Genomic DNA, 22811 nt, shown 5'->3' with positions numbered 1-22811 from the left:
TCGAGCGATAAGGCAAAAGGAAGTCAGTTTTTCAAGGCGTCGCGCGCTCTACGACGTCTTGAGACGCCGCTGCTGAAGCAGACAAGCCACGCCGCCAAGGCGATGAGTATTGCACCGCACGGTTCCGGCACAGCCGTCACAGGAGGCAGGTTCACATACTGCACGAACCCCGTCGCCTTCTCACCGGCAAGCGTCGTGTAGACGAACTGCAAGTCGCGGGCGCCTTGCACCGCATCATAGCCGGACCCGATCGCGCGATCACTCGCAAATGTGGAACTCCCGAGCAGGTACGATTCAATGAGTTTTGAGTCGTTGGCGAGCAGCGTGAGCCATGTCGAGGCGGGATCGCTCGTTTGGCCGAACTGCCGCTGCCAGCGCAAGAAGTCGGCGCCGTCGGTCTTGCCGTCGCCGTTCGCATCGCCGCCCGCGGAGGCGCCGAACGCGGTTTTCCAAATCGCGAGGTCCGCGGCGTTGACGCCGCCTGTGCTGTTGAAGTCGGCGCTACTTGGCACGGGCGTGCCGACGTTCTGGGCGTCGAGATTGCCGTTCTTCCAGCCGGTGGGGTTGAGCGAACCGCTCGGGCTGGTGATCTCATACGCCGTCAGCGCGACGCTGGAATCGCCGAGGATTTTCATGGCACCCGACTGAGCGTCGACCTGCAGCGTCAGCGGCGTGAAGACCGTGAGATTGTCGACGGCCCACCACCAATTGTTCCCGGCGTTCGTCATGCCGAACGACAACTGCATGCTCGTTGCGCCAGCGGGGTTGTTGAGCGGAACGACGACGGTTTCATTCGTGTTGGCCTGCTTATAGAACGTTTGGTTGCCCCCTTCTGACTCCCAACGCAATACCTCCGCCGGCGCACCGCCGTTGTAAGCGACGGTGATCGTCGCGGTCTGCACTCCTTCCGGCATCCAACTGCTGTCGAACCGAAGCCGCGCCGCGCCGGCGCCCGCCCCGGCCAGCGAAATCGCGGGCGTCTTCAAAAACGAGTTGTACGTCCCGGCGGCGTGGGCGATGTCGTCCCACTCGTCAGGATCGGCGATGGCGATGGCGCCGGTCCCTTTCGTGAACTGCGAACGCCCCTGGTCCTCAGCCGCGGCGGCCCACCAACTCGGGCTCGCGAACGACCAACCGCGCCACTCGGTGACGCCCCCCGTCGCCGGCATGCCGGTGTCGTCGATCGACCAACCCACTGGTGGCGTCTTGCTCCACACGTTCGTCCCGGCGAGCGTTTCGTCAACCTTCGGCCCGAGCGCCACGCCGTTGAAGTCTTGCTGCAGGTAGACGGTCGCGTGTGCAGGGTTCATCGCGAGCACGCACACCGCGACGCTGGCGGCCGTTGCGGCCCCGCGCACGCGGCTTCGCAGGGGCCGCTTGCGGCCAACTCCCAGGAAGATTGTCGCACCGATAGCCAGCAACCCGAGTCCAGTCGGTTCGGGAACTCCCGCCACCATCGCTGCAAAGGCGCCGACGCCATTGGCAGCGTCGAAGTCGAGCCGAAACTGCAGCACGTCGTCAATCGTGAAGGCCCCGTCAGCGTTGAGATCGCCCGATCGATACCGCTGCGCCGTCGACTTGCCGGCGAAGTTCGAGCCGGAGAGGCCAGCGAGCGTCGACCAATCCATCGAATCGAGCCGCCCGTCGAAATTGACGTCGCCACGCACATACGCCGAGCCGCCGTTGCCGACGAATTCGACAATTCCCTCCAGCGGGTTGTCGCCGACGCCGTCAGCGTACAGGAATTTCACATCGCTGTTTTCTTGGTGGTACTTCGCCCACAACCCGTTGCCGAGCGAGATTGACGCGCCGTTGACGAGCGCCCCAGCGCCAAGCGACGCCTCGCTAAAGTCCGACACCGAGTTCGCGGCGGTCAACACGACCCAATCATCGTCGACGTCGACGGTGCCGTTGCCCGAATCATCGAGTCGCCCGGCAATTGGCGTCCAGCCTGTTCGGTTAAAGGCGCCGGCGTCGGAGGTGATCTGGTAGCCGATAATCGGCTGCGTGGCTCCCATGTTGTTCTTAATCGTCATCTGGCCGCTGTTGCGATCGATCACCAACCGCAGCCTCGAATCGACCACCTGCGCTCCGAGGTCGATTCCCGCGCCGGTATTCCAAAGTTGGCTCGCCTCGCCCGGTGAAAGTGCACGCCGCCAAATCGCCAACTCGTCGACGGCGCCGGTAAACTCCGGGCCGTAGTTGCCGGTCCCATCCTGCCCGACGTTCCAGGGTAAACCGCTTTGAAAGTTTCCTTGGGACGAAAGGTTGATCGTGCCCGTGTTGACGCCGTTGATGTAAAGCTTCGTCGGCCCGTCGCGATCAATGGTCATCAGCACGTGACTCCAGATGCCGACGCCGAGCGGGGCGCTGTTTTGAGCGGTATCGAGGTCGAGTCGATTGCCGCTGCTCGCTCGGGTGTTGAGGTCGAAGACCCCGTTCCCTTTGACGGCCCAGTTAATCCCAACGTTATCGCCGGTCGTCCAGTTCTTGTTGCTGAAGACGGCCGGGTCGCTCACGAAGTCGTCCTGTCGAACCCACATCGAAACGGAAAAGTCGGTCGTCGTGCCGAAGTTGAGTTCCGTCAGCGTCGCCGGGTTGAGCGACATGTAGTCTTTTACCCCTGGCAACCACATCGCCTGGCCGATCTTGCCTGCAGTGAATTGTGGGCCGTTGACCGGCATCCCGTTGCTGAGAAACGGCGAGCCGGAGCTATCGAGAAAGTTGCCATCGAATTCGTACAGCGCGACCAGATTGTCGGTGAGCGCCGCCGACGCCGTAACGGGGGCCGCCGCCGTTGCTGCGAGCACCGCCGCGCCCGACAGCCGGCTCGCACGGCGGAGTTTGCGGCGCCACGCGGCCAGCGCCCCCACGCCGAAAGCTGCTAACCCAACACTGGCGGGCTCCGGAACGCCGCGAATGCTCGCCAGCGCGGCCGACGCCATCGCCGGGTTAAGGCGGTTGAGAATGATCCAATCCTTCAGGTCGGTGACGCGGTCGAGATTTAAGTCGCCGCTGCGGTACGACTCGAGCACCGAGGGATGGTTGCGGGTTAGCCAACCCTGAACGAACGAGGTGACGTCGTCGCTTGCCGCGGGGCCTTTGCCGTTACCGGCGATGATGCCGTCTTGGTTGACGTCGCCGACAATCCCATTCGGCGCGCCGAACGTCAGCCCCACAACCTTACCGTCGACGGGCGTGCTGAATGGATCGACCCCCATGTGCCACAGCGCCGTGGGCACCACGTCCCGCAGCGTCCCTTGCGGCAGTACGGCGCCGTCGGGGATGGCCGGGCCGCTAATCACGAACGGAACGTGCCAGTTGATCGTCCCCTGGCTCGCGTAATGCGACAGCCCCTGACCGCCGTGGTCGGCCGTCACCATCACCAGCCACGACTCCGTACCGTTGACGACGCCGGGGCGGGCATTGAGGGCGCCCATCACGTTGCCGATGAGACCGTCGACGGTTTGCAGGGCGGTGTAGTACGTGCCGGTTCCCCAGCCGATGCTGTGCCCAGCGTGATCGACCTGGTCGAAGTGGAGGAAAATCGCGTCGGGATCGCCATTCGTGAGCAGATTGACGGCGGTGCTCGCGACCGTGGCGTCGTCGACGCCTTGTACGGAGAGATCGGCGGTCGACTTGTCGAGAATCACGTCGTTGATTGGCGCCCAATCAACGATCGACGCGGTGTAGAGGGACGGATCTTTCTGCTTGAGATACTCGAAGAAGAAGGGGTATTGATCGAAATGGCTGCCGCCAAAGCTGTTGTCGATGACGCCGTGATGGGCCGCGGAAGCGCCGGTGGTGATTGTCGACCAATTGACGCCGCTGGCGCCGTACCCTTCAGGCGGATTCTCGTAGAGGGCGCCCTCGTTCAACCAGTCGTAGCGAGCCCCGCCCGCCGCGGCGAGGGCGTCGAGATTCGGCATGTTCGCGGTTTGCGTGTAGCTGCCGCCCGCCCCGTCGACGCCGATGATGAGAACGCGTTTGCTAACCACGGCGGAAGCGGCGCCGACGCAGCAGGTAAGGGAGAGCAACGCGAGGCAGAGACTCGATAGGTGGCTACGCATGCTGGTTTCCAGGGGAAGCTTGTCGTCGATCGGTGTTTTCGAGGAAGCCGTTGGATTCGTGTGAGGTTTTACTTGGCGTTCTTTAAGAATGCGACAAGATCGGCAAGTTCTTGGACGGTGAGCTGTTTGTCGAGACCGGCGGGCATCACGGAGATCGTGTTCGGCTGCACTTCTTCGACGATGTCGCGCGGCAGGCGGACTTCTTCGTTCGGGCCGGTGGCGACGACGTATTCGTGTTCGGTTTCGTTGCGGATGACGCCGGAGACGGCACGGCCGTCGCTCGTGACGAGCAGCATCGGTTCGTAGCTGCGGACGAAGCTGAGGCTCGGAAAGAGGATCGATTCGAGAAGGTCGCGCTCGGTGCGGATTTCGCCGATTTTGGAGAGTTCGGGGCCGGTGGCGCCGCCGCCGTAGCCCATGCGGTGGCAGGCGGAGCAGGAGGCCTTCGCGCTGTTGAAGACGGCGTGGCCGCGGCGCACGTCGCCCGATGCCATGGCGGGAAGGAGCTCTTCGATGCGGGCTCGCTGTGCAGCGGCGTCGACGTTCACCAGCGCCTCGATCGCAGCGATGCGATCGGTGACCGTGGTGTCATACTCCTTGAGCGCGATTCGCAACAGATCGAGGCGGAGCGAGGAGAGGGCAGGGGAGTCTTCGAGCGCGTCGAGAAGCGCGCGGCCGATGGCGGCGTCGTTGGTTTTGGCGAAAGCGCCGACGAGTTTGTTCAACTCCAGCGGCCCCGCGGCAGGGATGACCGCGACGAGTTGGACAAGTTGACCGGCTGACAATGGCGCTGCCGCAAGGGCGTCGGCGGCTGCAGTGCGGTCGATACTGGGCGAATCCTCGTTGAGGGCTCCAGTGAGGAGCGTGAACTGCTGTTCGCCTAGCGACGGGAGCGCCGGCGCGACGAGGGCCGCCGCGGCGAGGCGTTCAGAGAGGGCAGCCCCTGGATTGTTAAAAAGTTCGGTAAGAGCGACGTGCAGTGGCGAATCGGCGTGTGGTCGCGGGACTTGGCGACGAGCGGCGGCGAGGGCGGGAGTGTGGAGCGTGTGTTCGTCACTGCTGAGAATGGCGGCGAGAGCGGCGGGCCAAGCGGCGGCGTCGACGGGTGGGGCTAGTTCCATCGCGCGGAGCGCGGCGATGCGCGCTGCTATCGACGCGCTCATATCTTGCGCCGTGGCGGCAATCAGCGTTTGGATACCGGCATCGCCGGCGAACGCCGCGAGCATTGCGACTAGGCGGGCGCTCGGCGACGGGGGCGGGGCGCCGTCTTCTTCGGTCTCAGCAGGGAGAGATGCCAGGCGTTTTTGGAACCAAGCGGCGAGTTGGCCGCCCCATTCGGGATGATGGGTGACAACCCAGTTGGCGGCGGCGCTAAGGCGGGGATCAGCAGCGTCGAGATGTATCAGCACATCGTCGGCTGCGAGATTGCCCTCCGGCATTTGATCGAGGGCGATCAGTGCGACAGCGGCCGTTCCAGGCTGCTGGTTGCCGGCGAGACCGGCGCGGGTGGCGCCAGCGTCGCCAAGTTCGAGCAGGGCGTAGGCGATCGAATGCTGCAGGACGCGGTCGTCGGCGGTGGCGGCGGCGCGCAAGAGGTAGGGGATCGCCTTGGGGTTGCCGAGCCTGCCGCTCGCTTCGGCGGCGGTGCGGCGGACGGCGGGATCTGCATCGGCCAGGAGTGCAAAGACTTGCGCCGCCGCGGCGGCGTCGCGGTGGAGACTGACCCCGTGGAGGGCCGCTTGGCGAATACGCGGGTCGGCGTGGTCCAGTAAGGCACGCACTAACTTCTGCGCGGCGGCGAGTTCGATTTGAATGAGCGTCCAGGTGCGGGCGAGATCGGCGGTGAGTTGGTCGCAGCCGTCGGCGACTTGGCCTGCAAGTGGCTCGCCTTCTGAACGGCTGGCGAGGAAGTTGGCGACGCCGGCCGAATCGCATTGGCTGGCGAACGAGCGCGCGGCCCGTTGACGCACGGCGGGGCGAGCGTCGCCAAGCAAGTCCCATAGTTGCCGCACGGTTTGCTTGGCCCAATCGATTTTGAGACCGCGCGGATCGTCGACCGGCTGCGCATCATTGCGGCGAACGCGGTAGATACCGCCCAGCACGTCGGGCTTCCACAGCTGCGACGTTGGGCAGCAGAGCTTGTACCAGCCGCCGGTGTCGACGACCAGCAGCGTGCCGTCGGCGTCCGTTAACACGTCGGTCGGATGGAAGTCGACGCTGTCGCCCCAAACGAAGTCGCTGCTGGCGGCGGCAAACGTGCTGCCTGTCGGGGTGAGCGTCTGCCGCGAGACCTTGCGGGTGTTGAACTCGGCGACGAAGAGATTGTCGCGATAGTCGTCGCCAAAGTGGTTCGACTCATACCGTTCCAGTCCTGAGGGAGCGGCGGAGTTCATTAGCAGCAGCGCCGGCATTAGCTCGCCAGTGCGGGGATGGCCGTCGAGAACGCCATGGTTCTTGCCGTAGACGCCGCCGTAGATGGCGTGGGCGAGCCCGTCGCGACGGCCGTCTCCTTCGAGGAAGGTGGCGGAGAAGATCCGCTCGCCGCTCGGCGTGAACACCACGTCGACCGGGTTGTCCATGCCGCCGGTCATCACCGGTTCGAGGCCGCTGCCATCAGGGCGGGTGCGCCAGATGTGGGCGGCGCGGCTGCGGAACTCGCGACCGTGGACTTGGTGGACCTGCTCGGCGAAGGCCCCTTTGCACCAGTAGATCCAGCCGTCGGGGCCGGCGTAGGGACCGTGGAGGTCGTTCGCGCAGCCGGTGAGGGTACCCTTGAACCACTCTTCGCGCTGCTCGGCAACGCCGTCGCCATCGGCGTCGGTCAGCTTCCAGATGCTGGGGGGCGCTGAGACGTAAAGCGAACCGTCGAGGAACATCGTTCCTTCGGGGAACATCATCTGGTCGGCGAAGACGACGCGCTCGTCGTAGTGGCCGTCGCCATCGATATCAGTGAGGCGGACGATGCGGTGGGGCTTTTCCGCGAGTTGCTGCTCGACGGGGTCGTTCGAGCCTGAGGACTCGGCGACGTAGAGATGACCGGCGTCGTCGAAGGCGGCGGTGATGGGGCGCTCGACGAGCGGCGGGCCGGCGACCAGCTCAATGGAGAAGCCGTCGGCGACGTGGATGCCGGGCGGGGCGTCATCGGCGGGCGGCGCTTCGGGGGCCGTTTGCGCGCGGGCGCGAACGGGCGTAACGGCGAGAGACGCAACAAGCGCGAGCAACCAAAGCCAACGAGCGGTGAGTCGCATGTCGCCAACGCCGAGGAGTGGGGCGACCGCGGCGCGCCTTTGGCCGCGGATCTGGCGCGCAGTATAGCGACCCGACGCTCAAAACCAAAAAACCGCCGCGACGCGGACGCAAAGACGCTGCGCGCGAACGCAAACGGCCGTTGTTGTCTGAAACCGGAGCATGACGCGGGCTTCGCGTGTGGCTCAAGTAGCAGAGCGGCGTTCGTACGTAGCGCTTCGTTTGACGACGCTGCGGCGAAGTTGACATCGAGCAACTGCCCCCGTACCTTCCGGTGATGCGCGCCACCGTTCAAATCTCGCTCGATGTACTCTCGATTGACGAAGCTCTCGCGACCGCCGAGATGGCGATCCGTGCGGGCGTCGATTGGCTGGAAGCGGGCACCCCGCTGATCATTGCCGAAGGCATGCACGGCGTGCGAGCGCTGCGGGCCGCGTTCCCGCATGTGCCGATCGTCGCCGATCTCAAGACAATGGATGGCGGTTACCTCGAAGCCGAGGTGATGGCCAAAGCGGGGGCGACGCACGTCGTCGTCATGGCGCGGGCCCACGAAGAGACGATCCACATGGTGGTGAAAGCGGGCCGCGACTTGGGCATCAAAGTCATGGGCGACAACCTTGGCTGCGAGGATATGGTCGCCGGAGCGCGGCGGCTGGAAGATTTGGGCTGCGATTACGTGATCCATCACATCGGCTACGACGAACGTCGCGGCATTGCCGCGCGAGGCCTGCCGATGCCGAGCCCGCTCGACCAACTCCGCGAAGTCGTCGCCGCCTGCAGCGTGCCGGTGCAGGCAGTCGGCGGGTTGACGCTCGAACAAGCGGTGCGGACGCCCGAGTATGGCGCGCCCCTGGTGGTGCTCGGCGCCCCGCTGACGATCGACGCCGATGCGTTCAAAACGGCCAGCGGCGATCTCGAATCATCGCTGCGACTTATCTGCGAAAAAGTGCACGCCTACGGCGACGTCGCGAAGTAGGCAGTAACCCAGGCTAGACCATGCAAGATCTCGGACTCGTCAACTTCTCGCCCGAGCCCCATAGCGTCGAGCTCCGCGATATTCCCCGCGCGACGATCGCCGACGATCAGGTGCTGCTTGAGGTGCAAGCCGTCGGCGTCTGCGGCAGCGATCTCCACATGTGGACGGCCCAGCAGAGCTGGCAGGTCAACTACCCGGTGGTGCTGGGCCACGAGTTCTGCGGCGTCATCCGCGAAGTCGGCCGCAATGTGAGCGGCTGGCAAGAAGGAGATCGCGTCGTCAGCGAGACGGCGGCGGTGATAGACCCGACGAGCCCGCTGAGTCGCCAGGGACTCTACAATCTCGACCCGAACCGTCGCGGCTACGGGGCGATGATCGACGGCGCCATGCGGAGCTTCGTGCCGGTGCCGGCGCGGATTCTCCACCGCATGCCCGACGGCATGGCGTTCGAGCAGGCAGCGCTCACCGAGCCTTGCTGCGTGGCGTTCAACGCCGTCGTCAACAACGTGCGGATTCGGCCCGGCGATCGGGTGGTGGTGCTTGGCCCTGGGCCGATTGGCATCTTAGCCGCGGCGATGGCTCGCCTCTGCGGAGCGAGCGTGGCGATCGTCGGCTTGGAGAACGATCGCACGCGTTTGGAAGTCGCCCGTGCGTACGGCTGCGAGCCAATCGTCGGCAACCCTGCGGCGTGGGCGCGAGAAGTCGACGGCCTCGGCGCCGACGGCGTCGTCGACGCGACCGGCGTTTCGGTCGCGCTGGCCACGGCTCTCGATGTCGTGCGCCCCGGCGGCTGGATTAGCAAAGTCGGCTGGGGCCCGCAGCCGGTCGGTTTTTCGCTCGATCCGCTCGTCCAGAAAAACGTGACGCTGCAGGGGAGCTTCAGCCACAACTGGCCGGTTTGGGAACGCGTGATCCACCTCATCGCCAGCGGCACGCTCGACGTGCGGCCCATCACCGGCGGCGTCTGGAAGCTCGCCGATTGGCATGAAGCGTTTGAAATGATGCACTCGGGGCGAATCGTGAAGGCGGTGCTGACGCCGCAGTAGCGGTCAGCTGTCAGCGTTCAGCAAGCAGCTAAATGCGGGAACCGAACACGCTAGCTCCCCACCTACTCACTTAAACACCTACTCACTCCTCTCATGCGACTCCAAAATAAATCCATCATCGTCACCGGCAGTACCACCGGCATCGGCGAAGCGATCGCGCGGCGGGCGATTGCCGAGGGAGCGCGGGTACTCATTCACGGTCGCGATGAGGAACGAGGCCGAGCGCTCATCAAAGAACTCGGCGACCGCGCCACGCTCGCCATCGCCGATTTAGCTGATCCCGCCGCGGCGCCGCAACTCATCGACGCGGCCCTCAAGGCGTACGGTCAACTCGACGCGATCGTCAACAACGCCGCTTGGGTCGTTCGCAGCGAGCTAAAAAACACCGACGCTGCGATGTTCGACAAGGTGATGGCAATCAACGTGCGAGCCCCGATGCTACTCGTGCAGGCGGCATATCCCCACCTCAAAAAGTCGCACGGAGCCGTGCTCAACATCGGCTCGATCAACGCCTACACGGGCGAAGGGAACCTTCTGGCCTACAGCGTTTCGAAGGGGGCGCTAATGACCCTCTCCCGCAACTTGGCCGACTACCTCTGCTACGACCACATCCGAGTGAATCATTTCAACGTCGGCTGGGTGCTCACCCCCAATGAGTACGAAACGAAGATCAAAGACGGTTTGCCCGAGAACTGGCCGAACGAGGTCGAGCCGCAGTTCGCGCCGTCGGGACGGATCTTAAAACCTGAGGAAATCGCCGCCGCGTCGGTCTACTGGCTGAGCGACGAGAGCCGCCCCATCAGCGGCAGCGTCGTCGAGCTGGAGCAGTACCCCATCATCGGCCGCAACCCAACGAAGCGAGGCGATTGATGCCCCAACTCGCCGCGTTCCCCAAAGCGTTCATGGACGAACTCTGTTTGTCGGGCGCCATGACAATCCGCCAGTGGATCGAATTGGCGGCGACGCTAGAAGTTCCCGGGCTCGAGTTCTACAGCGGGTTTCTTGAGCTGCGCGATCGCGCGGCGTGGCGTGAGTCGCGCCAGATCGCCGCAGATTTTGGGATGACGATCCCGATGCTTTGTTGCTCGCCCGATTTTACGCACCCCGACGCGGCGTTCCGCCAACGGCAGATCGAACAGCAACTCGGCTGGATCGAAATGTGCGCGGAACTCGGCGGCAGCTACTGCCGCGTGCTGAGCGGCCAGCGCCGGCCCGAAGTCAGTCGCGCGGACGGCCTGCTTTACGCCGCCGACAGCATCACCGCTTGCCTCCCCGCAGCGGCCGAGCGGGGCGTGACGCTCATCATCGAGAACCACTATAAGGACAACTACTGGGAGTTTCCGGAGTTCGCCCAGCGGATGGACGACTTCTGCGATTTGGTAGCGATGATCGACTCGCCCCATTTCGGCGTGAACTACGACCCCAGCAACGCCTTGCTGGCCGGCGACGATCCGCTCGAACTGCTGCGACGGGTGAAGCATCGCGTGGTGACGATGCATGCCAGCGACCGGTATCTCGCGGAGGGGACGCTCGACGACCTCCGCCGCGAGGAAGGCTCGGTCGGTTACGCGAAACGCCTGCGGCATGGCGTCATCGGCCGGGGAATGATCGATTACGATGGCGTCTTCGGCGAACTGAGCGGCGTCGGCTTCGACGGCTGGATCAGCATCGAGGACGGCGTCGACGGCATGGAGCAACTCCACGAAAGCGTGGCGTTCCTTCGCAGAAAGATTGCACAACATTGGGGAGTAGGGCGCTGAGCCCACGCGAATGTAGCCCCTAGCCGGAAGGCCACGCCTTCCGGGTGGCGTCGCGATTGAATTTCCACACAATAGGCGGGCATGACGAACTCCTCTCCACGCACGTCTCCTCTCATTCTTGGTTTCGGCGAAGCCCTGTTCGACGTCGTTGACGGCGTTGCAATTCTCGGCGGCGCCCCGTGCAACTTTGCGGTCCATGCCCAGCAACTGCTTGCGGGCGACGGCGGCGAAAGTTCCTCGGCCCGTGCCATCCCGGTCAGTCGCGTCGGCGACGATGCCCTGGGGCAACGGCTGCGCGGCGAAGTGGCGGAGCGCGGCGTCGCGGTCGACCAGATTCAGGTCGATGGTTCGCTGCCGACCGGGACGGTCGAGGTCGAACTCAACGCCCAGGGGCACCCGTCGTACGACATCCGGCCAGGCGTTGCCTGGGATACCATCGAACTGACGCCGGCGCTTGCCGAATTGGCGTCTCAAGCCGCTGCGATTTGCTACGGCACGCTCGTTCAGCGGACGGCGGCGAGTCGGGCGGCGCTCCGGCAACTGCTGGAAGCGGGGCAGCAGGCGCTCCGCGTTTGTGATCTCAACCTGCGGGCGCCCCACTACACGCCGGAAACGATCGAGTCCTCGATCCGCTTGGCCACGGTGCTCAAGTTGAATGGGGATGAGCTCGAGATCATCGCCGACCTGTTCGGTTTGGAAGTCGACGGCGGGGCGCCATGCAAAACGACGGCGTTGATCGAAGCGGTCGCCGCACGGTTTCCGCACCTGACGACCATCGCGGTCACTGAAGGCGCCGCCGGCGCTCGGCTATGGCATGGCGGGCAGCATGCGGCGGCGGCTCCGCCGAAGTGCACCGCTGTCGCGGGCGCTGATTCCATTGGCGCTGGCGATTCCTGGTGCGCAGCGCTGGTCGTCGGGTTATTGCGAGGCTTGCCTCCGCAAACCATTCTCAACTGGGCGAACCGAGTCGCGTCGTTCGTCGCCTCTCAGCGGGGCGCTACCCCCGTTCTGCCGCGCGAGCTACGCACCTCGTAACCGCCGTTCTCGGGCCGCGCATTTGCGTGTCGTAGCGGTTGCGCCGATCAGAGCGCTTTCGCCCATCGCGTCATCTAGGCATTCTTGCGAGGAGGTTCCTGTGGGGCGCCTTGCGCGGGTTATATTTTTGCCGACCCGCGATGTTTACAAAACTCCCCATCGGTTGGCGCACGAGCCATGACTGCTCGCATTTTCACGTTCGTTTTGCTGACGCTGGCTCTGGCCGGATGTCGCGAAAAATTATCAGCGCCTGCCGCCGCGCCGCCGGTCGTGCGGACGGTCCAGCCGATCAGCCGTGAAGTGGGCGACTACGTCTACTTCACCGGTCGCCTCGAAGCCGTGCAGTCGGTCGAAATCCGCTCCCGCGTCACTGGGTACTTGGTGAACATCGACTTCCAATCGGGGAAGCCGGTAAAGGCGGGCGATCGGTTGTTCAAAATCGATCCCCGGCCCTATCAAGCTCAACTCGATGAAGCCAACGGACAGGTCGACCTAGCAAAGGCCCGCCTCCAACTCGCCGTGGCCGACAACGCTCGCGCGAAGGAAGTGGCGAAGACGCCGGGCGCCATCAGCCAACAAGACGTCGACAAGTATCAGGCGTCCGAAGAGGCGGCCGCCGCCCAGGTAACAGCTGCGGAAGCTGCGTCAGAAGTGGCGGCGCTGAACCTGAGCTTCACCAACGTCGTCGCTCCGGTCGACGGCATCGTCAGCCGCAACTTGCTCACGATTGGCAACCTGGTGACGCAAGACCAGACGCTGCTGACAACGGTCGTATCGCAAGACCCGATCTACGCCTACTTCGACGTCGATGAACTCACGCTCCTGCGAGCCGAACGACTGATCCAGCAGAAGAAGATCCAATCGACCGCGCAAGGCGCCATCCTGCCGGTGCAGTTCGGCCTCGCGAACGAAGGCAACGAATTCCCTCATGCGGGAACAATCGACTTCATCAACAACCAAATCGATCCCTCGACCGGGACGCTCGAACTACGCGGTGTTTTCTCGAACCCGCTGCTCACGCCGGTCGGTCCGCGGATGTTCAAGCCGGGCGAGTTTGTGCGAATCCGCTTGCCGCTTGGACCGGCGTACGGAGCGCTGATCATCCCGCAAGCCGCCATCGGCAGCGATCAGGGCAAGAAGTACCTGCTCACCGTCAACAAAGAAAACATCGTCGAGTACTCGCCGATCACGCTCGGCCCGCAACAGCCGGGGGGGCTGCAGGCAGTGCAGCCGGTGAACATCCAGCGGACCCCGGCTGGCGTCCGGTTCGCCCTTGAAGGGGAACCAAGCGAACCGAGTTTGACCGCCGAGAGCGTGATCATTGCCGAAGGGCTGCAGCGCGTTCGCCCTGGCGCGAAGGTTGATCCGAAGCCGTTGCAGCGCGACACGCTCGAAACGCTGCCGGCTGATAAGCCGGAAGCGACGGCGCCCGCTGCGGAGCCAGAGGCGAAAGCCGCCGCGCCGCAAGCGACGACGCCCGCCGCGAAATAACCTGAGGCAAGCTTGCCTCAGGCTAAGTAGTTGCTTGCGGCTCGCGAATTGTTGTTACGCATCACCAGTCCTAAGTTAGTTTTCCCCACCCTCGCGACCTGCCTGCCATGTTAGCCCGATTCTTCATCGAGCGGCCGATCTTCGCCTGGGTGCTGTCGATCGTCATTTTATTGGCGGGCGGCGTCTCCGTCGTCACGCTGCCGGTGGCTCAGTACCCCGATATCACGCCGCCGACGGTGCAAGTGACGGCGTCATACCCCGGCGCCAGCGCGCAGGTCGTCTGCGATGCGGTCGCCGCTCCGATTGAAGAGCAGGTCAACGGCGTCGAAGGCCTGCTCTACATGTCGTCGCAGTGCACCAACGACGGCGCCTACAACCTGACGCTGACGTTTGAACTCGGCACCGACCTCGACATGGCGACGGTGCTCGTGCAAAACCGCGTCTCCTGGGCGATGGCCCAGCTGCCGATGTCGGTGCAGTTGCAAGGTATCAACACGAAGAAGAAGTCGCCGAGCATTCTGCTCGCGATCAACCTCATTTCGCCCGGCGGCACCTACGACGACATCTACCTCAGTAACTACGCCACGATCCAGGTAAAAGATGAAATCTTCCGCCTCGACGGCGTCGGCGATATCACCTACCTCGGCGAACGCGACTACAGCATGCGGGCGTGGCTCGACCCGCAAAAGCTCACCAGCCGCAATATCTCGGTGAACGAGGTGATTTCGGCGGTTCAGAACCAGAACATGCAGGTCGCCGCCGGTACGATCGGCCGGCAACCGGTGCCGGAAGGGCAACAGTTTCAGCTGACGCTCACGACACTCGGCCGCCTGCAAGATCCCGATCAATTCGGCGACATCATCATCAAGACCAGTCAGGGGAACGACCAGACCGGTCGACCCTCGACGCAGGTGGTGCGGCTGCGCGACGTCGCTCGCGTGGAACTCGGCGCCCAGCAATACGACCAGATTTGTAAGCTCGACGGCATGCCGTCAGTCGCGCTCGCCATCTTCCAGCAACCTGGCTCCAACGCGATGAAGGTCGCTAAGGAGATCAGGGACAAGATGGAGGAGCTCAAAAAGAGCTTCCCCGCCGACCTCGATTACCGCATCGTTTACGACACGACGCCGTTCATTCAGGAGTCGGTCAACGAAGTCTTCAAAACGCTTCGCGACGCCGTGATCCTTGTTGCCATCGTCGTGCTCTTCTTCCTGCAAGACTGGAAGGCGATGATTTTGCCGATGATCGACGTGCCGGTGTCGCTCGTTGGCGCCTTCGCGGTGTTAGCGGTGATGGGCTTTAGTTTGAACAACTTAACGCTGTTCGGGTTGGTGCTCGCCATTGGCATCGTCGTCGACGACGCGATTGTGGTGCTCGAAAACGTCGAACGGCAAATGGCGACCGGCCTTGATGCGAAAACCGCGACCATCAAGGCGATGGATGAAATCACCGGCCCGATCGTGGCGATCACGCTCGTGCTGTCGTCGGTCTTCTTGCCGAGCGTGTTCATGCCGAGCATCACCGGCCAATTCTACCGCCAGTTCGCGCTGACGATCTCCGCGGCGATGGTCATTTCCGCGATGAACGCGATGACGCTCACCCCTTCGCGGGCGGCGTCGGTTTTCAGCACCGAGCACGTCGACGAGCATGGCGAACCGATTCGCGAAGCGTTGCCGTGGTGGATTTTCTGCCTATTTGGCGGGCTGCTCACTTACTGGATTGGGGCCAACTTCCTCGGCGGCGTGTTCGGCCATGACGCGCCCCCTGCCGATGGACACGGCGAAGGCGGGCCCGGCTGGGGGATGTCGATCGCTTACTTCGCCGTTGGCTTCGTCCTCGGCGGCTTCATCGGCAAGATGATCATCCTGCCCGTGAACCGCGTGCTGGCGAAGTTCTTCGGCGCGTTCAATCGATTGTTCGACCGGATCACCGATGGATACAGCAACATCGTCAAACGCTCCATCCGCGTAAGCTTCATGGTGCTCGCGATCTACGGTGGGCTGCTCTATCTCACGGCTCACGAACTCGTCGTGGCGCCGAAGGGCTTTATCCCGACGCAAGATCAGGGCTACCTGCTGGTGAACGTCCAGCTGCCTGACTCCGCGTCGGTGCAGCGCACCGAAGCGGTGATGGACAAGCTCGCGCAACTCGCGCTCGGCGATCCCAACGACCCGAATAAGCCTGGCATTCCCGGCGTGCAGCACATGATGTCTGTCGCCGGCCAGTCGGTGCTGCTCAGCGCCAACGCCAGCAACTTCGGCTCTTGCTTCTGCATTTTGAAGCCGTTCGAAGAACGCCATTCGCACGACGAGTACGACGCCGTCGTCGCCGAGAAGCTACGCGCGATCGTCGCTCAAGAAATTCCCGAAGCGCAAATCAACATCTTCCGCGCACCGCCGATTCAGGGTCTCGGCACCTCGGCCGGTTTCAAGATGCAGATCGAGCAGCGCGGCTACATCGACTTGCACCAACTGCAGAGCGATGCCGACGAAATGGTGGCCGAAGCGGCCAAGAATCCTGATCTGCTGGGCGTCTCGACGATGTTCCGCGCCGAAACGCCGCAGATTTACCTCGATATCGACCGTACCAAGTGCGAATCGCTCGGCGTCGCGATGAACGATGCGTTCACGGCGCTGCAGGTCTATATGGGCGGCTACTACGTCAACCTGTTCAACGAGTTCGGCCGCACTTGGCAAGTGAACTTACTCGCCGAGCCGAGTTTTCGGACTCAGGTCGAAGACCTCAACCAGATTTACGTTCGCAATCGCCTCGGCGACATGGTGCCGTTGGCGACGCTCATGCAGGAGGAAGACGTCGGCGGGCCCGTGATGGTGAACCGCTACAACATGTACGCCTCGGCGTCGATTCAGGGGCTTCCCGCCCAAGGGACTAGCTCCGGCACGGCAATGCAGATGATGGAAGAGCTTGCCGAGAATCTCGGCCTCTCGTTCCAGTGGACTGAAATCGCCTTCATGCAGCAGGAGCCGGTGACGGTCGGCACGTTCGAAATCTCCGCCGGCTTGGTTGGCATCTTTGTTTTCGCGCTTGGCGCCATCCTGGTGTTCTTGGTGCTCGCGGCGAAGTACGAAAGCTGGAAGTTGCCGTTCTCCGTGATCCTTGTAGTGCCGATGTGCTTGCTCTGCTCGGTGACGGGCATGCTCATCGCCGCGATGCCGGTCGATATCTTCGTGCAAATCGGCTTCATCGTGCTCGTCGGCCTCGCGGCGAAGAACGCGATTTTGATCGTCGAGTTCGCTCACCAGCTCCATTTGGAAGGCAAGCCGCTCGACGAAGCGACGGTCGAAGCGTGCCGCTTGCGGCTGCGGCCGATCATTATGACCAGCTTCGCGTTCATCCTCGGCGTCGTGCCGCTGGTGCTCGGCACCGGGGCAGGGGCCGAGATGCGGAACTCGCTCGGCACGGCCGTGTTCAGCGGCATGATCGGCGTGACGTTCTTCGGCATCTTCCTGACGCCGGTGTTCTTCTACGTGATGGAGCGCTTCGGCCGGAAGAAGAAAGCCGATTAGAAGCCACCGGCTCCGCCGGTGGACGAACTTCTCGAAGGCTGACCATCAGATTGCTGCGTCCACCGGCAGAGCCGGTGGCTTTTATTCGAGTTCCAGCGCCACGGGCTGCACCAGCGAAGGCCCGCCGCGTGAATCGGCCGCCGGCGGCGTCGGCACGACCGGTCCCGGCCCTGGCGCCGGCAGCGGCAAATTCTCGGGGTGAGCCGGCTCCTCTGGAGCCCGGTCACTTCCCGCCGCATCCACCGGCGGCAACGCCACCGGCCCCTGCGAGGCTTCGAGCCGAATCTGCCAACCGCCGCCGAGCGCGCGGTAGACCTCGATCAGCCCCAACGCGATATCGCCTTCCGCCTGAGCGTACAGATCTTGCTGCTGCACCAGGTTCTGTTCAATGAGCACGACGCGATTGAAGTCAATCATGCCGAACTCATACTGCTTGAGCGACACGTTGGTCGCCCGCACCGAGGCGTCGACGCTCTCGTTCAGGAATCGCGCCTGCTCTTGCGAACGCAAGAACTGCACGAGGCCCGACTCAACTTCGGCGTTCGCCTTCAGAACTGTGTTCTGGTAGAAGGCGATCAATTCGGCGAGGCGCGCGTCCTGCGCCCGCACTGCGTTCAGCAACCGGCCATAGTTGAGGACGTTCCATTGGAAGCTGGGGCCAATCGTTCCCTGCAGGGCGTCGCTTGTGAACAGGTTGCTGAATTCTTTCGACGACACGCCGACGGCGCCGGTGATGCCAATGTGCGGGTAGAGATCCGACTCGGCAACGCCGACGCGAGCACTTTGCGCCGCAACTTCGCGCTCAGCCCGTCGTACGTCGGGCCGCTGCGTCAACAAGCTTGCCGGAATGCCGACGGCCACCGATGGCGCCGCTGTTGGAATGGCCCCCTTGCCAATCATCCGGTCCAAGTCGGTCGGCGGAATGCCCATCAAAATGCACAGCCGCAACTCGGCCTGCCGCAGCGGAATTTCCAGCTGCGGTTCCAATGCCTGCGTCTGGGCGAGGTTGCTCTTCGCCTGATCGACGTCGAGCTCGCTCACCATGCCGCCTGAAAACTTCGCGCTGACGATCTTCAGCGTCTCGGTTTGCAGCGTCGCGTTCGCCCGCACGAGTTCGATCTGCTTCTGGAAGGTGCGGACTTCGACGTACGCGGCAGCGACGTCGGCCAGCATCGTCACGAGGACGTCGTCGTAGTTTTCCACCGAAGCGTCGAGATCGGCGTCGGCCGCTTCGATCGCCCGACGGTAACGGCCCCAGAAGTCGAGTTCCCAGCCGAGGTTGAAGCCCCCCTCGTACTGATCGAAGAACCGGTCCTGCAGGAAACCGGTGTTCGCCGCTTGGTTGCTCATCGCGTTGCGCGAGTAGCCGCCGGCGACGTCTTGCTGCTGTGGGAAGAACTCCCCGACGGTCACGGCTCGCACGGCACGAGCTCGCATCACGCGAAATCCCGCTTCACGCAGCGAGAGGTTTTGATTGACGGCGTTGTTGATCAGCGCGTCGAGCGCGGGATCGTTGAAGACGGTCCACCACCGTTCGAGGTGGGGCGATTCCTCGCGGATGCGGACGTCGGCGGCGTCGATCCAATCGGCCGCCACCGGGGCGACTGGTTTATTGTAATTGGGGCCGACCTTGAAGCCGTTGTGGACGTAGTCGCGCATCGACGTGCAACCGCACGTCGCCACGAGCATTCCCGTCAATAACGGCGATCGCCGAAATCCCCCCCGCATCGGTCGAACGTCCCCCCCGAGACTTCGTCGATTGGCGTCGGCTGCACGGCGACCTGCTGGTCGCGAGATGAGTGCGCACCCGTTACACTGTTCGTCACTATCGGCACGACCGCCAGAGTCGATCTAGTTTTTTGCCAGTGGGGAGCCGGCTGCTGGCAGCACCGTGCCCGGCGGATAGGGGAGCGGCGCCGTTAAGCCGCGCAGAACACGCTAGCTATTCGCATTGCGGAATTGAGGCGGGCTCTTAGAATGCGGAAGTCAACGCTGGCAGCCAGCCGCGACCCGGCCCGCAAGCCCTAGTTTGGCCGGCACTCCCCACGGCTCGGGTTCTCTCCCTTGAATCATCTTCAGCGATCCGTTCGCCGCTCCGCTCGCGCGGTTGGAGTCAGTGTCGGCAGTCGGCCAGCGACCTTCGCCGGCGGGGCAGGCCGTCGATGAGCACTGCCCCCGACAACGACCCTGAGTCGCTTCTCACCGTCGTTCCGCCGGAGCAGATTCCGGTCCCAGCCCCAGTGCCGGAGGAGGTGACGCACGTCGGCGTCACCTTACGGTCGAAGGTGGGCGTGAAACTCGCCATTTTGATGTTCCTGCACCACTTCTCGGTGGGGGCGTGGATTGTCACGCTGAGCAGCTACATCAACGCGAACGCCGGAGACGCCGGGCTCGCGATTTTCGCAGCCGGGTTCGTGGGAAAGGTCTACAGCGCGGGCCCCCTGGGCGGCATGATCTCCCCGTTTATCACGGGATTTTTGGCCGATCACTATTTCTCGACCGAGCGGCTGATGGTGCTGCTCAACATCGGCGCCGCGACGGCGCTTTACGGCGCCATCAATGCTGATTCGCAGTCGACGTTTTACCTAGCGGCTCTGGCCTACCATGTCTGCTTCATTCCGAGTTACGCCCTCGCGACTTCGATGACGCTCCATCATCTGAAGCAGCCGGAACGCGACTTCCCGGTGATTCGAGCCTGCAGTACCTCGGGCTGGGTTGTTGCCGGGTTCTTTGTCGGCTGGTTTTGGCCCTGGATGACGGGTGACTCGATCGAAGCGACGTCGATCCCGATGAAAATCGCCATGGTCGGCCAATTGCTGACGGCGGCGTTCTGCCTCGTTCTGCCGCATACGCCCCCCACCAATCGGCAACCGGCGGGGCAGGGGGGAGGATTCTCGCTGGCGGCCACGGCCGACCTCCTAAAACATCCCCGCTTCATGTTCCTGCTCGCCTTGGCGGTGCTGGCGCACGCGCCTCCGCAATTCTACTACTCTTATCTGAACGTCTACCTCAACACCTGGATTGATATGACCGACACCGCCGCAAAAATGGCGCTCGGGCAGGTCGTCGAGGTCTGTTGCATGATTTTCCTACCGGCCTTACTGCTAAGGATCAGCGTGAAAACGTCGATTCTGATCGGCTTGGCGATCTGGACGCTGCGGCTTTGCATACTTTCAGCTAGCGCCTCGCCCGAGATGTGGGGCCGCACTGGCTGGATCTACTTCGTAATCCTGGTTCACGGATTCGCATTCACGCTGGTGTCGATTTCGCTGCAACTCGACGTCGACCGCTGCGCCGGCCGGAAACGCCGGGCAACCGCTCAAGGATTGCTAGCAATGTCGATGTCGGGGTTTGGCTCGTTCATCGGGGCGGAAATTTCGGGCGAAGCTGGCGCCCGCTGGCTTCCGGCGGAATTGGAGCAGGCCACCTCAGCCGGCTGGCATTCTTTCTGGCTACTGCCAGCAATTCTGATGGGAGGGGTCTTCATCATCACGGCCCTCTTCCTGCCGCAAGACAAGAAGCAGTAATGGCTTAGCGATTCCGGAATTAGTTGGTGCACAACGCCACATAGTTTTCTGGATATTTCACCTAATTTGGTAACCGTTAGGTTTGCACTTTCCCGAACCGCTGATACAATCGACACCAAGGGTCGGACTACATCTTGCTTATCATCCGGATTACGCGCTCGGGCAACGGCGCGTCATTACATCGTTGAGGAGAGCGTTCTAATGATGTTGAGAACTCGTAAAGCTTTCTCGGCAAGCGCCGCTGCGCTTGTTGTGGCCCTCTTGGCCTTCGCCCCAGTCGTTCGGGCGGCTTCTATTAACTACGGAAACTTCGGCCCAATCGCGCCGGGGCTTACCTTCACAGCTGTGACTGAGTCGTCCGGCACTGATGTGGTGCCTCTCTACGGCGCTCCAGCTCCTTACGTCACTGGGCTCGACTTCGACCCCAAGAGCTTCGTCGCTTCGGGCGCTGGCGGTACAGCAGACATTACCGATGGCCAATTGAACTTCGGCGTCACTGGCCAAGTTAGCGGCCTGAACATCGTCGCCATCAAGAACATTAGCCTCAGCGAGGGCGGCGACTACACGCTGTTCGGAACTGGGACCGCAGCGACTCAAGTTGCCGGCGGCGCTATCTTGAACGTGAAGGTGACCGAGATCGACGGCGTTGCCGTGACGCCCATCACGCTCACGCCAGCAAACGCATCAGTCAACTACACCCTGCCTGCCAACGCCGGCGTCGTGAAGCCTTGGTCGCTGGGTATCCTCGTCGACGTCGAGGCTCAGCTTCTGTCTTTGAGCGTGCCGTTCGTCGTCGGCGCCACCAAGGCTGAAGTGGTCATCAACAACCAGTTGGTCGCCATCAGCGAGCCGGCGAGCGTGGCCTTCATCGCGAAGAAAGATTTCGTGATCGGCGTTGTGCCGGAGCTTGGCACCTTGCCAGAGCCGGGCACGCTCGGCATGGCCGGCCTTGCCCTCTGCGGCATTGGCGCCGCCTCACGCCGGAAGCGCAGCTAAGTTGCCAAATGCTGCTTCCTGAATAGATCTCCTCAAAAGGCCTCCTTCGTTTGAAGGAGGCCTTTTTTATTGTTCGAAGCGCCGCGCAATGCCGGCTCTGGTTGAGCCCAGGCACGAAGCGCGGCAATGAGCTTTGAAGAGCTTTCGGCGTCGCGGTTATTGTGCGCCCATCGTCGGGAACAGTTCGTTCACCATCGTGATGGCCGCCGGCCCGACGAGTACCACGAAGATCGCCGGGAAGATGAACAGCACGAGCGGGAAGATCAGCTTCACCGCCGTCTTCGCGGCCTTCTCTTCGGCGAGTTGGCGGCGCCGCGTCCGCATCGAATCGCTTTGCACGCGCAGCGCCTGAGCCACGCTAGAACCGAACTTGTCGGCTTGAATCAAAATCGCCGCGAGCGCCTTCAAGTCGTCGACGCCCGTACGCGACCCGAGGTCGTGCAGCACTTCAGTTCGCGCGCGGCCCATCTGTAATTGCATATTGCTGAGGGCGAATTCTTCCGAGATGACCTTATAGGTCTTCTTCATTTCATCAGTGACTTTCCGCATTGCCTGGTCGAGGCCCAGGCCGGCTTCCACGCACACCACCATCAAGTCGAGCGCATCCGGCAGGCCGTAGAAGATGTTGTCTTGCCGGCCTTTTTTGATGACCCACAGGATGATTTCCGGAAGGTAGAAGCAAACGCCGGCAATGATGCCGGTGTAAGTCAGGGCGTCTTTGTTGACGCCCTTGGTGAGCAGCATGACGCCGCCGCCGAGGAAGAAGCCAGCTCCCAGTGCCAGAATCTTCAGCGACCAGTACATCTGCGGCGCGTTGGCGCCGCGGAAGCCGGCCATATTCAGTTTATCGCGGACTTTGCTGACTTCGGCTTCGGTCTTCGGTTGCAGCGGAGCGGAGAGCGCGGGCGACGCCTTCTCCAACACCTTCGAGATCGCGCCGACTTTGCTCGATTTGCCGCTCAGCAGATCGCTCTTGCGAGCGTTCGGTTCGCGGTACTCTTCGAGCCGCTGCTCAGCGCGAGGCTTGCTGCGCGACATCGTATCAAGCACCCACCACGCGACGGCGGCGACGGCGCCGAACACGGCCATTTGCGTGATCGTCGATTGGCTGACCAAAGCGGCGAGTAGTGGTTCCAT

General features: G+C 63.1%; 13 protein-coding genes. 9 read left to right on the top strand and 4 right to left on the bottom strand.

The genetic code is table 11. The features are described from left to right. Positions 1 to 23 precede the first annotated feature (23 nt). Positions 24 to 4070, bottom strand: coding sequence for a LamG-like jellyroll fold domain-containing protein (locus tag ACQY7R_RS03675; protein WP_428304246.1), 4047 nt, complete (start codon positions 4068 to 4070; stop codon positions 24 to 26). A 68-nt stretch (positions 4071 to 4138) separates the two neighbouring features. Beyond that, positions 4139 to 7318: a PVC-type heme-binding CxxCH protein gene (locus ACQY7R_RS03670; protein ID WP_428304245.1), complete on the bottom strand. Its 3180-nt coding sequence runs from the start codon at positions 7316 to 7318 to the stop codon at positions 4139 to 4141. Positions 7319 to 7593: 275 nt separating this feature from the next. Here ACQY7R_RS03670 and ACQY7R_RS03665 point away from each other — a divergent pair, with 275 nt between their 5' ends. The 7 genes from ACQY7R_RS03665 to ACQY7R_RS03635 all read left to right on the top strand — a co-directional run bounded on the left by ACQY7R_RS03665 (position 7594) and on the right by ACQY7R_RS03635 (position 17151). Then, the gene (locus ACQY7R_RS03665; RefSeq protein ID WP_428304244.1) at positions 7594 to 8292 is read left to right on the top strand and encodes an orotidine 5'-phosphate decarboxylase / HUMPS family protein; all 699 of its coding nucleotides are present in this window, start codon (positions 7594 to 7596) and stop codon (positions 8290 to 8292) included. A 20-nt stretch (positions 8293 to 8312) separates the two neighbouring features. Continuing rightward, entirely contained in the window at positions 8313 to 9338 is a 1026-nt protein-coding gene (locus ACQY7R_RS03660) for a zinc-binding dehydrogenase (protein ID WP_152098821.1), read from the top strand. 93 nt (positions 9339 to 9431) lie between these two features. After that, complete coding sequence (locus ACQY7R_RS03655) at positions 9432 to 10208, top strand: SDR family oxidoreductase (protein ID WP_428304243.1); 777 nt, start codon at positions 9432 to 9434, stop codon at positions 10206 to 10208. Then, a complete protein-coding gene (locus ACQY7R_RS03650; RefSeq protein WP_428304242.1) occupies positions 10208 to 11098 on the top strand; it encodes a sugar phosphate isomerase/epimerase family protein in 891 nt (296 codons plus the stop codon). Before ACQY7R_RS03655 ends, ACQY7R_RS03650 begins: the two co-directional genes overlap by 1 nt. A gap of 81 nt (positions 11099 to 11179) precedes the next feature. Next, positions 11180 to 12133, top strand: coding sequence for a PfkB family carbohydrate kinase (locus tag ACQY7R_RS03645; protein ID WP_428304241.1), 954 nt, complete (start codon positions 11180 to 11182; stop codon positions 12131 to 12133). Between the two features lie 177 nt (positions 12134 to 12310). Then, positions 12311 to 13624 carry an efflux RND transporter periplasmic adaptor subunit gene (locus ACQY7R_RS03640; RefSeq protein ID WP_428304240.1) on the top strand — a complete coding sequence of 438 codons (1314 nt, stop codon included), beginning with the start codon at positions 12311 to 12313 and terminating at the stop codon, positions 13622 to 13624. Positions 13625 to 13731: 107 nt separating this feature from the next. Further along, entirely contained in the window at positions 13732 to 17151 is a 3420-nt protein-coding gene (locus tag ACQY7R_RS03635) for an efflux RND transporter permease subunit (RefSeq protein ID WP_428304239.1), read from the top strand. 81 nt (positions 17152 to 17232) lie between these two features. On the opposite strand, the gene ACQY7R_RS03630 is transcribed toward ACQY7R_RS03635, so the two are convergent. Then, the gene (locus tag ACQY7R_RS03630) at positions 17233 to 18834 is read right to left on the bottom strand and encodes an efflux transporter outer membrane subunit (RefSeq protein WP_428304238.1); all 1602 of its coding nucleotides are present in this window, start codon (positions 18832 to 18834) and stop codon (positions 17233 to 17235) included. Positions 18835 to 19313: 479 nt separating this feature from the next. On the opposite strand from ACQY7R_RS03630, the gene ACQY7R_RS03625 reads away from it, so the two are divergent. Together ACQY7R_RS03625 and ACQY7R_RS03620 are read left to right on the top strand one after the other, a co-directional pair. Continuing rightward, a complete protein-coding gene (locus ACQY7R_RS03625; RefSeq protein WP_428304237.1) occupies positions 19314 to 20678 on the top strand; it encodes an MFS transporter in 1365 nt (454 codons plus the stop codon). 345 nt (positions 20679 to 21023) lie between these two features. Then, positions 21024 to 21674, top strand: a complete 651-nt coding sequence (locus ACQY7R_RS03620) for a PEP-CTERM sorting domain-containing protein (protein ID WP_428304236.1) — start codon at positions 21024 to 21026, stop codon at positions 21672 to 21674. A 156-nt stretch (positions 21675 to 21830) separates the two neighbouring features. Here the strand turns inward: ACQY7R_RS03620 and ACQY7R_RS03615 are convergent, their stop codons facing one another. Next, entirely contained in the window at positions 21831 to 22811 is a 981-nt protein-coding gene (locus ACQY7R_RS03615; RefSeq protein ID WP_428304235.1) for a type II secretion system F family protein, read from the bottom strand.

Origin of the sequence: Lacipirellula sp., assembly GCF_965279485.1 — a bacterium.
In the GTDB taxonomy this organism is placed as follows: Bacteria; Planctomycetota; Planctomycetia; order Pirellulales; family Lacipirellulaceae; genus Lacipirellula.
This window is presented reverse-complemented; position numbering and strand designations above follow the sequence as displayed.